Here is an 8,798-nt window from a genome sequence, read left to right on the forward strand (position 1 = left end):
CCGTACGCGGTGCTCGATCATCTCGAGAAACAAGACCTCGGAGAATTCTACGTCAATCCGCTGACGCTTACACTCGTCGCGGAAATTGTTACAGCGGGACAGGGCCTACCAAAAGGCCGCGCAGAACTCTTTGAGAGCGCGTCGAAGCTCCTCACATCTGAGCGCAATCCACTTCATCAAAGATCGAAAACTGCTCAATCAAGTCCAGAAGTTTTATTGGAATCAGCGGGAGCGATTTTCACCCACCTTCTCCTATCAGGCACCCTCGGGGTCTCTGACCGACCTTGGGATGGTTTGCCGGAGGGATACGTTCAAGCGGCAGAGCTTGATGATATTCCGGGTGCGCCGCTGGTCCGTGAGGTTATCAAAACGCGACTGTTTCAGAGCCCGGATGAAAATCTGTACATACCGTTTCATCGGATTATCGCGGAATTCCTAGGCGCCCGGTGGCTATCGCGGCGCCTATCGAATGGACTATCCGAGCGGCGAGCATTCCAAACTCTTACTTCTAACGGCGGTATTCCAACAGCTTTCAGAGGTCTGCACGCTTGGCTCGCACATTTCTGTCCTCACCTTGCCCCACGTTGTATCAAAACTGACCCTTACGGCGTGCTCAGATATGGCGAGACTGATCGATTCTCCGTACATCAAGCGCGTATCTTACTACAATCACTGGCCTCACTGGCCGAAGAGGATCCCTACTTTCGGGATGAAGATTGGGGTCGTCGTGCGATTTCGGGCCTGGCTCGGGCCGAACTTAAGAACGAAGTCGTAAAGATTGTTACGGATCCGGCACGGCACCTTCATCTGTCAATGCTCATTTTGGAGGCCCTCCAGCGTTCTGAACTCGCGAAAACAATCGCCCCCCAGCTACAATCAATCCTCGAAAGTCCTCTTGCCATTTACGCCGAGAGAAGCAGCGCAGTAGAGGCGCTTATCGAGAGCAGTTCCGATACTGATTGGCCTACTGTAGTTGAAAAGCTTCGTGTTCGCGGCGCTACAGGCGACGCCCGATTGGCGCTTGAAATCATTGCCTCGACTTGCGGCACTGGACTCTCTGCAAAGCAGATTGCCGAGGCAATTATCGAATATGAGCGGCGCGATGAAGAAGACGAAGACGCGGCCGAAGACCTCTACGTGTCAGGGATGACCTATGGGATCGTCAGGTCAGTTTCTGCAAATCTGGCGGGATCAATCCTCGACGAAATGTCGGATCGCTTTAAATCCAAGAACTGGCGCACGAACTTCGAGCTAACTAGCTCGATTAACCAGCTCATCGAGAAAGCAATTCGGAGCGACGAGCTTCCTTCGCCAGAACGCGCGTGGTCGTGGCTTACCTTGGCGGAGGCGGAGAGCGGGTATTACTCCGGCCGGAAACCAGCCGTCGACGAATGGCTGATAAGAAACCCTGCTCTTCGCCGTCAAATACAAACGCAAGTAATTGGCTCCGGCATGAGCAAGGAAGGGACGTGGATCGCAATTATGCACGATCTACCACAGGCTAGCCGGGCCTTGGCGATCTCGGCTACGGACGCGGCCGAAATGCTCACACAGCTGGGAGAAAAAAGTCTGTTATCAGACGGTGACATTGTCCTGTGGGCCGACTTGGTCCGGAGTCAACAGAGCACAGAAGGATTTCCTCCGGACCTCGGCGCGGCAGCGAATCTCGGCGTTGAACGTCATTCCAGACTAGCCGAGCGCTGGGATGAAATCACCGCGCCCCCTAAGCGGAATTGGAAGCAAGAGGAAGAGAAACGACGCTCTCACCAAGAGGAGGAGCGTGAAAAACGTTTTGCTGATCATCGCGCCGAATTTCTTCCGCGTATTGCGGAGATCGAAGCGGGTAACGATTTAGCTTCTCTCGTAAGCATTGCCAGGGCTTACCTTGGAATGTACTCGGACCTCGATCGAGGCAACACTCCCCAAGAGCGAATCCGTATATGGCTTGGAAATGAACTGACTAATGCTGCTCTCGCCGGCTTTGTTAGCGCCCTCGCAAGAAAGGATATGCCCAGCGCTCAACAAATCTCCGAAACTCACGTCGAGGGGAAATATAAGAATATTGAGCTAGTGCTCGTTTCTGGCGTGTCCGAAGTAGTTCGCACCGAGCGATCTTTGGAAAAAATTTCCCCCACTATTGCAAGCGCTGTTCTTGCCTCGTTCTGGGATTCTGCGGCGTTCGACTCAAAGCGAGTTGACGAGAGTGTCCAAGAGTTGCTCGAATCGAAAGTTCTCACTTCGGAATCCTCTACAGAGAAATTTCTACGCTCTGTGGTCGAACCCCACATACGAGCAGGGCATGAGCATGTGCCCGGCTTGCACCGCATCGCTCAAGAAAGCCGCTTCAGTTCGCTTGCAGGCAGCCTAAGCATAAGGTGGCTCAATGATTATCGATCGGCGAATACCTATGTCCAGACCTCCTTGATTCGAATGGCCTTGGCACGTGGCAAGCAATTCGATCTACGCACCCTCGCCCGCCAGTTTGTTTCCGACCAAGATAGTCACGAAATAGGCACCCAAAGACTTTGGATATGCGTATCCTTTTTAGTGGATTTTGAAGTCAGCAAAAAGGTTTGGACGGAATACTTTCTAGCGGACAAAACCTACATATGGACTTTACAGGAGCTGCAAGCGCACCGCCGAAGCGAAGAAAATGCCAAGAGCATTCTGACAATTGGCCAGCGTGAAACAATCGTTCAATCCTTCGGCATGGCTTGGCCGGTCGTTGACCGTCCATCCAGTACAACAGGGAATAACAACCCATGGGACGCAACTGGCTTCATTCGTTTCAACATTCGCGCGATAAGCTCTGACCCCACTCAGATCGCCGCAGATATTCTGGAGCGCCTTTCCTCATCTGATATCGCCCCTTCGTACCGCGACGACATTAAGCACGCACGGGCGCAGCAGCTGCGCCTGAGGCGCGACAGCGACTTTCACCTACCAAGCTTCGGGGAGATAAAGAACACATTAGCCGACAAACTTCCCGCGAACATAGACGATCTGAAGGCTGTACTCTTGGATAGACTTGAGACGGTCCAAACCTACATTCGATCTGGTGATACAAGCGCTTGGGAGGCGTATTGGAACAAGGATACACCAAAGGACGAGAATACTTGTCGCAACCGTTTGTTAGACCAACTGCGCGATAAGGTCCCGGCCGGAATCAATTTCCTTCCAGAAGTCACTATGCCCGATGCGACTCGTGCAGACATCGTAGCTACGTACTTGGGTTACGGCGTACCGATGGAAATAAAGGGACAATGGCACCCCGATGTTTGGGGCGCTGCAAGTGTTCAACTAATAGAGAAATACGCCCACGACTGGCGCGCGGACGACCGAGGTATTTACCTAGTTCTTTGGTTTGGGCGTGTTGCGAAAAAGAATCTGCCCAAACATCCGGAGGGTCTAGCCGCACCCAAAACGAGCAGCGATCTACGAGAGATGCTCATTGCTGGCCTGTCACCTACAGAGCGCACTCGGATCGATGTATTTGTTTTGGATTTCGATACATCCAAAAGGTAACCCCACAATCCATTCTGCAAAATGGCTGTTTCATCACGAAAAGCTCAGCGCGACGAGGCGATCGAAGCGGCCGCCGTGCGGGCGGCGAATGCGGCGATAGGATCGCGCACAGCCAAACTGGAAGAGACCTTGAAGGGAAGCCTGAAGGCCTACGAGAAGGAACTCGATCGGGCCGCGTGAGGCGCGGGATCGCTGCTTTGCGCCCTCCCCTTACCCCCGAGAATCAATGCCGCAGCACGATCCCCGGCTGCGTGCCCTCGAACTCCGTCGCCTGATACTTCAGTCCGGTGCAGGCTTCGATGCGTTCGCGCAGGCGCGTGAACTGCTCTTCGCGCTCGCTCGGCCGGGCGCGCGAGCCGCGCTTGATGTCGTCCATGGCGAAGGTTGAGATTGCGCAGGCGGTCTCCTTGGTTCCGTCCTGCATCGAGAGCTGGACGTTCATGCGACGTAGCGGCGATCCAAGACTTAAATTCTCGATCCACAGTTGCCGCCGCGCAACGAGCCACCCCGTAGTGTTACTAGCTAAGCCAAGGTCTTATTGATCTCCCGCAATGGTTGCGCTTTTGTGCAACTTTCCGGGGGGATTCTTCTAATGCGTAATTTGGGCGTGGCGGTCCTTGCGGCCGCACTTGCTGGCTGCGCGTCGTCTTCATCTGACATATCGGCGGCTTACGTCTCACCGGTGCAGTATCAACAGTACAACTGCCAGCAGCTCGCGCTTGAGGCGCAGTCGGTATCCACTAGAGCTGCGACCCTCTCCGGCGTTCAAGACAGCCAGCGCACCAAGGATCAGGTCGTAACGGGCGTTGCTGTCGTTGTGTTCTGGCCCGCGGCGTTCCTGGTTGGCGGCGACAAACAGGCTGCGGCCGAACTTGCGCAAATGAAGGGACAATTGATCGCCGTCGAACAGGCCTCGATCGCAAAGAAGTGCAACATCCAATTCCAGAACAAGCCCCAGGAGCCGCCGAAGTAGGCGGCCTCCCCTACCCCCGAAAATCAATGCTCCGCAGCACGATCCCCGGCGGGGTGCCTTCGAACTCCGTCGCCTGATATTTGCGTCCGGTGCAGGCTTCGATGCGCTCGCGCAGGCGGGTGAACTGCTCTTCGCGCTCGCTCGGCCGGGCGCGCGGGCCGCGCTCGAGGTCGTCCATGGCGGAGGTCGAGATCGCGCAGGCGATCTCCTTACTGCCGTCCTGCATCGAGAACTGGACGATGCCGCGGTCCTGGTCGTGGGCGATGAAGCGGCTGGTGGTGAGTGTCATGGGGTACTCCTTTTGCGTCCGCGCGTCGTGCCGGCCTTGTGCCACTTGCGCACGGGGGACGCCGGTCGGCGTGATCGAAGCACGCTGTGGGCACAAGCGTGCACAACAATGCACTTCGGTGGTTATGGGTCCCGGCTCCGTGCGCAATAGCGCACTCGGCCGGGACGACGCCTGAGTTGGCTTGCCTTCAGCCGTCGCCGTTGAGCCTTGCGAAATCGTCGAACAGCGCGGTCACCAGCGCGCGGTGGCGGGTGTCCTCGGCCGGCAGGCCCGCGGCATAGAGGTTGAGCAGATGGCGCGCCTTCACGGCGGCCTCCGGCCAGGACGCGGCCGGCACCGACATCATGCGGTTTTCGAGATCGGCCTCGCGCTCGCGCAGCTCCCTGACCTGGGCCTCGACATCGGCCAGCGCGCGGCGCAGATCGGTTGCCTTCTGGGCGGCCATGCCGCGGTGGCTGTCGAGATCGACCGGGATGTCAGTCATTTCAGGCACTCGCGTCGATACGTTGGGCATCCGCCAGGTCGACCGAGCCGATCGACAGCATCTCCGTCGCACCGCGCACGCCTTCGGAGGGCACCGTGATCATGGTGGCGATGCGGCGATAGGACGCGAAGGACAGGCCCTCGATCATCTCCTCGTCGGTGATGACCTCATAGGCGCCGGCCGGCAATTCGCGATCGAGGCCGCGGATGTGGAATGGATGCTTGAAGGTGATGGTTTCTCGCCGCGAGCGGATGGTCATGCGCGCCTGCCTTTCGCAAAGAAGGGGCCCCGAACCGACGCCAGCTGTAGCGAAGCATGCGCTTCTTGCGCGGCAATAGCCAGCATTATGTCAGCGCGGGCCGGGACTTAAGGCGCAATCGCGGCGCTCGCGCGCGGCGTTTTAGTCCTCGCAATCGGCATGGCGCGGGCGTACGCTGGACCACGTCAGCGCAGCTCACGCAATTGCCGCGCGTCGATGTTGCGCTGCATCTTTCGCGCCTCGTGTGCGCGGCGGCGATCTTCAATGGCTCGGCGGACGCATCTTACAGCCCCGCCAGCGACCATTGCAGCGCCGATCTCGCACGCGGACGAACTCGAAACCCAGGAGGAGACGACGTCATGGCCAAGGGACAGCAACGCAGCAACCGCGAGACCAAGAAGCCGAAGAAGGACAAGATCAAGACCAGCGCCGCAGCGCCGAGCCGCAAGGATGCGGCGTGGCAGCCGGAGATCGGTCAGAAGAAGAAGTAGCGGGCGCTGTTTTCCCTTCTCCCCTTGCGGGAGAAGGTTGCGTAGGCGGTCTTCGGCCGCCGTTCTTGAAAACGCCGATGCTTCGCATCGGCTATGGCGCCGGATGAGGGGTCTGTCTCCGGGAGTTCCGGCGCGGGAGATTCGCCCGCGGAGAGAGACCCCTCACCCGTCTCGCCGCTTGGCGGCGATCCACCCTCTCCCGCAAGGGGAGAGGGGAAGAACCACCATCTCCCTCTCCGCACCCTTTTCCGCTATACTCGCCCGGGTAGCATCAGCGGGAGGGGCATCCTATGGATCACGAGCGCAACGCCGACCACACATCCGAGCCGAAGAACCTCGTCATCTGCTGTGACGGCACCGGCAACGAGATCTCCGAAAACATCTCCAACGTCCTGAAGCTCTATCGCTGCCTGCGCAAGACCGACAAGACGAAGCCGCGGCAGTTGGTGTTCTACGATCCCGGCGTCGGCACCGTGACGGAGCCGTCGACGTGGCACCGCTGGAAAGCCAACATCAATCTGGTGCTGGGGCTCGCCACCGGCTACGGGCTCGATGACAACACGCTGTCGGCCTATTGCTTCCTGGTCCAGCACTACGCGCCGGGCGACAGGATCTACCTGTTCGGTTTTTCGCGCGGCGCCTATACCGTCCGGGTGCTGGCGGGGCTGATCCACAAGATCGGCCTGATCTCGCCGGAGCAGGCCAACCTCGCAGGCAGTGGCCTCGTCGCCTACAAGCAATATTCCGGCACCGGGCGCGGCAACGATATCGAGGACCTCAAGGACATCGCTGTCGACGAACAGGGACCGCTGCCGAAAGACCAATTCGACCTCGCAGCGCAGTTCGCGCGGATCACCTCGACGCGCTGGCCGACCATCCACTTCATCGGCGTCTGGGACACGGTGGCGAGCGTGATCGTGCCGCGGCGCGACGTCTTCTTCCTCGTCTTCAGCCTGGAGGAGCTCGCCTTCACGCTGCGCAATCCGAGCGTCAACATCTTTCGCCAGGCGATCGCGATCGACGAGCAGCGCCGCATGTTCCGCCTCAAGGCCTATGAGGAGCCGCAGGATTATTGGCGCAACCGCTATGTGCCCGACGAGAAGAAGGAGCCGCAGGACATCCTGCAGGTGTGGTTCGCCGGCGTGCATTGCGACGTCGGCGGCGGCTATCCGGAGGCCGAGAGCGGCGAGTCCAAATATCCGCTGCTCTGGATGATCGAGGAGGCGACCAAGGCCGGGCTGAACTTCAACCCGCGCACGGTGAACCAGCTCGCCTGGGGCATCCAGCGCACGAACTCGCCGTTCCAATACGTGCCGCCGGCTTACACCGGCAAGACGGGCGAGCTGCACAATTCGATGACGGCGGTGTGGCGCGTGCTGGAGTATCTGCCGAAGAGCGCGACCTACAAGGAATGGCCGGAGCGCAAGGTGCTTATGGGGCTCTACATCCCCGATTGCGAACCGCGCCCCATCCCCGAAGGCGCGCATGTGCATGAGAGCGTGTTGAAGCGGATGGCGGTGGAGCCGGACTATCGGCCGGTGAATCTGCCGAAGGACTATGTGACCGTGCCGATGCCGGTGCCGCCGCATGTGGGCATGGCGGCCGAGGCGGGGGAGATCGTGGTGGGGTGAGCCCACTCGTCATTGCGAACGCAGCGGAGCAATCCAGAATCTTTCCGCAGAGGCAGTCTGGATTGCTTCGCTGCGCTCGCAATGGCCTGGATTGCTTCGCTTCGCTCGCAATGCGAGCGTTGAGGCAGCGTCGCACGACACCATCCCTGTCGTGCCTGCGAAGCAGGCCCCGCCCCACCCCACCAGGCTACCACCAATATTCATTAAAATTATCGCCCCCGCTTTAGCCGGATCGAATCACCTCTCGTTCATCATGGTGCCCTGACCACCCGCGCCATCCGCGGAAATTGGAGGAGAGTGCCAATGCATCCGCGACGACATGCCCGCGTCAAACCCGCGGGCCTCGTGTCCCGCCAGGCCAAGATCATCACCGACCCGCGCGCGCCGGTGATCCCCTGCACGCTGATCGACTATTCGCCGGGCGGCGCCTGCGTCGATCTCGGCGGCCAGGTGAAGATTCCCGATCGGTTCGAGCTGCTGCACGTCAACACCAAGAAGCGCTGCCGCGTCGCGTGGAAGCGCGGCACGAAGGTGGGCGTGGTGTTTTAAGACGGTCTCCCTACGTCCGCATCCGCGCCTTTGCACCCGCGACGATCTGCATCGCGACGCCGGCGATCCAGCCGAACAGGGCGAACCAGCTCCACACGATATGCGGTTCGAGGCGGAGCACGATGATGGCGACGGAGGCGAGCGCGGTGAGCGTGGCGCAGAGCGTGCCGGCGGCGCTCAACAGTTCCGCGGCGTCGATATCGCCGTGAGCCTCGTCGAACGGCAGCTGCGGCGTGTCGATGCCGAGATAGAAGCCGACGAAGCCCAGCACCATCATCAGCAGCAGGAAGCCCTCGGTGGTGAGCGCGGGAATTGCCGATCCCACGTAAGCGCCGACGAACAGCCCGCACGCCGCGCCCGCCATCGCAAGCCCCACGCGCTCGATGACGTGGGCAGCCTTTCGAACACGAAACCGCATGGCGGGCCTCCGCGAGGAGTTGGACGCGCGCGAGGTTAGGCCAGATTTGGCGGGGGTGGAAGCTGAGAGGGTTTACGGATGCGTGAGGCGGGGGTGGTTCAGGACCAAAGGACGCACAGCGCGGCGACCTTTGCGTGGGCGCATGCCTCCCCGACCGTCATTGCGAGCGCAGCGAAGCA

General features: G+C 59.7%; 11 protein-coding genes. 6 read left to right on the plus strand and 5 right to left on the minus strand.

All coding sequences use genetic code 11. From position 1 onward, the window contains the following. Positions 1-9 precede the first annotated feature (9 nt). Positions 10-3,525 carry a hypothetical protein gene (locus IVB47_RS22530; protein WP_247464392.1) on the plus strand — a complete coding sequence of 1,172 codons (3,516 nt, stop codon included), beginning with the start codon at positions 10-12 and terminating at the stop codon, positions 3,523-3,525. A gap of 21 nt (positions 3,526-3,546) precedes the next feature. Next, entirely contained in the window at positions 3,547-3,705 is a 159-nt protein-coding gene (locus IVB47_RS22535) for a hypothetical protein (RefSeq protein ID WP_247464395.1), read from the plus strand. A 43-nt stretch (positions 3,706-3,748) separates the two neighbouring features. On the opposite strand, the gene IVB47_RS22540 is transcribed toward IVB47_RS22535, so the two are convergent. Continuing rightward, positions 3,749-3,967 (minus strand): DUF1488 family protein, encoded by a 219-nt coding sequence (locus IVB47_RS22540; RefSeq protein WP_247464402.1) that lies wholly within the window; start codon positions 3,965-3,967, stop codon positions 3,749-3,751. A 150-nt stretch (positions 3,968-4,117) separates the two neighbouring features. Between IVB47_RS22540 and IVB47_RS22545 the strand changes: the two genes are divergently transcribed. Next, on the plus strand, positions 4,118-4,498 hold the full coding sequence (locus IVB47_RS22545; protein WP_247464405.1) for a hypothetical protein: 381 nt from the start codon (positions 4,118-4,120) through the stop codon (positions 4,496-4,498). Positions 4,499-4,508: 10 nt separating this feature from the next. Here IVB47_RS22545 and IVB47_RS22550 read toward each other — a convergent pair whose 3' ends face one another. The 3 genes from IVB47_RS22550 to IVB47_RS22560 form a co-directional block, all read right to left on the minus strand. Further along, the gene (locus IVB47_RS22550) at positions 4,509-4,787 is read right to left on the minus strand and encodes a DUF1488 family protein (RefSeq protein ID WP_007599254.1); all 279 of its coding nucleotides are present in this window, start codon (positions 4,785-4,787) and stop codon (positions 4,509-4,511) included. A gap of 187 nt (positions 4,788-4,974) precedes the next feature. Continuing rightward, positions 4,975-5,271: a hypothetical protein gene (locus IVB47_RS22555; protein WP_027567973.1), complete on the minus strand. Its 297-nt coding sequence runs from the start codon at positions 5,269-5,271 to the stop codon at positions 4,975-4,977. Between the two features lies 1 nt (position 5,272). Beyond that, the gene (locus tag IVB47_RS22560) at positions 5,273-5,530 is read right to left on the minus strand and encodes a hypothetical protein (protein WP_247464407.1); all 258 of its coding nucleotides are present in this window, start codon (positions 5,528-5,530) and stop codon (positions 5,273-5,275) included. Between the two features lie 359 nt (positions 5,531-5,889). Between IVB47_RS22560 and IVB47_RS35440 the strand changes: the two genes are divergently transcribed. The 3 genes from IVB47_RS35440 (at position 5,890) to IVB47_RS22570 (ending at position 8,201) form a co-directional block, all read left to right on the plus strand. Further along, positions 5,890-6,021, plus strand: coding sequence for a hypothetical protein (locus tag IVB47_RS35440; RefSeq protein WP_007599247.1), 132 nt, complete (start codon positions 5,890-5,892; stop codon positions 6,019-6,021). Positions 6,022-6,311: 290 nt separating this feature from the next. Beyond that, on the plus strand, positions 6,312-7,652 hold the full coding sequence (locus tag IVB47_RS22565; protein WP_247464410.1) for a DUF2235 domain-containing protein: 1,341 nt from the start codon (positions 6,312-6,314) through the stop codon (positions 7,650-7,652). Between the two features lie 303 nt (positions 7,653-7,955). Beyond that, positions 7,956-8,201 carry a PilZ domain-containing protein gene (locus IVB47_RS22570; RefSeq protein ID WP_007599245.1) on the plus strand — a complete coding sequence of 82 codons (246 nt, stop codon included), beginning with the start codon at positions 7,956-7,958 and terminating at the stop codon, positions 8,199-8,201. Between the two features lie 10 nt (positions 8,202-8,211). Here IVB47_RS22570 and IVB47_RS22575 read toward each other — a convergent pair whose 3' ends face one another. Next, on the minus strand, positions 8,212-8,619 hold the full coding sequence (locus IVB47_RS22575) for a hypothetical protein (RefSeq protein ID WP_247464413.1): 408 nt from the start codon (positions 8,617-8,619) through the stop codon (positions 8,212-8,214). Positions 8,620-8,798: the final 179 nt, after the last annotated feature.

Origin of the sequence: Bradyrhizobium sp. 62 (assembly GCF_023073035.1) — a bacterium.
GTDB lineage: Bacteria > Pseudomonadota > Alphaproteobacteria > Rhizobiales > Xanthobacteraceae > Bradyrhizobium.